Here is a 1,900-nt window from a genome sequence, read left to right on the forward strand (position 1 = left end):
GGCGATCCCGCTCCCGGCGATCCGTTCGCCGCCCTCTCTCTGACGACGGACCCCTCCGGCGGTCCGACGATCACCTATCGCGTCGAGGGGTCCGAGCCCCTCACCGCGCCGGGCTTCTACACCGCGGTCTGGCGCATCGGGGCCGAGGACCAATCCGCCCCCGTGCGCGAACGTCTGGCGGAGGGCTACGTGTGGCAGGAGGAGTACGGCGTGCGCAGTCAGACCGTGATGGTGCCGGCGGTGTCCTCTCTGGCGGAGTCCGACCTTACGGTGGGCGAGACCATGAGCGACGACGTGATCGTGGCGGCGCCGGTCCCCCGAGACGGGCTCTCGGTGAGCACGGCGGTCTACCGCGCCGTCGACGGCGTCGCCGCCGAGAGCACCTGCACCGAAGAGAACCTCGTGTGGGCATCGGATGCCGAGCATGTCGTCGAGCCGGGCACGACCACCTTCACGGCACCGGTCGTTCCCGACTTCGGCACGTACTACTGGCAGGAGACCGCTGTCGACGCCGAGGGTGAGCTCGTTCACCGCGGTCGCTGCGGCATCGCCGAGGAGACCGGGACGGCTGTCCCGCCGACCGTCGTCACACGCGCGCAGCCCACCGCCGGCTTCGGTGCCGCGATCGTCGACACGGCGACGGTGTCGGGTCGCGTTCCGAGCGCGGGCGCAACCTCCCTCGTCTTCCGCCTCTACCTCGCCCGCGAGGGCGTGGAGCCGGCAGACGCCTGCACCGACGACGCCCTCGTCGCCGCCACCGAGCCCGTCGCCGTCACTGCGGAGGGCGACCACACCTCGCCCGGGGTCCCGACGGACGCGTCGGGGACGTACTACTGGGTCGAGGAGCTGCGGTGGCAGCCGGAAGGAGGCGAAGAACGCGTGCTCTCGACGGGGGCATGCGGAATCGAGGAAGAGACCACTGTGGTCGAACGGCCCGCCGTCACCACCCGCGCGACACCGCGCGCGGCGACCGGTGAGGAGTTCACCGACGTCGCCACCGTCAGCGGCCTCGACGCGGCGGCCGATGCCGAGCTGGTCTTCTTCGCCTACCGGCACGCCACCGGCGACGAGCCGGACTGCACCGACCTGATCACCGAGACCAGCCCGGTGCCGGTCTCGGGCAGCGGCGCGTACACGTCGCCACCGGTCGTGTCGGAGACATCCGGCACGGTGCAGTGGGTCGCACAGCTGCAGTACCGGCCGACGTCGTCGGATGGGGAGCCGATCGTGCTGCACCGCGGCGAATGCGGCGAAGAGGGCGAGGCGACCATCGTCGACGACCTCGCCGCGACCGGGGCGGATGCGGCCGTCGCAGGCGCGCCGGTCCAGGTGTGGGCCGCGGCGGGGATCGGACTCGTCTCCCTCGGTCTCGCCGCCCTCGGGCTGCGCGCGCGACGCTCCTGATCCCGCGCCACGAGTGCCGTCCCGATTGGGAGCACGGCACGAAGCAGGGTAGACTCGTCGGGTTGCCACCGGGGTGTGGCGCAGCTTGGTAGCGCGCTTCGTTCGGGACGAAGAGGCCGCAGGTTCAAATCCTGTCACCCCGACCGCAGAGAGGCTCCACCTTCGGGTGGGGCCTTTCCTGTAGGGGCGTGCGCGGCATGCCTCGAGTGCGGTGAACATCGACGATGTGGAGAATCGTGCCCGACAGCATCCGACTGGTCGCCTTCGACCTCGACGACACCCTCGCCCCCTCGAAGAGCGCCATCGACCCGCGCATCGGCGACCTGCTGATCGCGCTCGCCGAACGCGTCGAAGTCGCCGTGATCTCCGGCGGACAGCTCACGCAGTTCCGCCGTCAGGTCGTCGAACGCCTGCCGGAGGCCGACCCGCAGACGCTCGAGCACCTGCACCTGCTGCCCACCTGCGGCACCCAGTACTACCGCCTCCGCGACGGCGA

Annotated in this window: 1 tRNA gene and 2 pseudogenes; all 3 read left to right on the top strand. The window is 71.3% G+C overall.

Annotated elements, in window-relative coordinates:
- Positions 1 to 1,404, top strand: a pseudogene (locus B4E30_RS14675) (hypothetical protein); the annotation flags it as partial.
- Between the two features lie 69 nt (positions 1,405 to 1,473).
- Positions 1,474 to 1,547 (top strand) — tRNA-Pro (locus tag B4E30_RS14680).
- 93 nt (positions 1,548 to 1,640) lie between these two features.
- Positions 1,641 to 1,900 (top strand): annotated as a pseudogene (locus B4E30_RS14685) (HAD family hydrolase); the annotation flags it as partial.

The organism is Microbacterium sp. UBA3394, assembly GCF_002358725.1.
GTDB lineage: Bacteria > Actinomycetota > Actinomycetes > Actinomycetales > Microbacteriaceae > Microbacterium > Microbacterium luteum.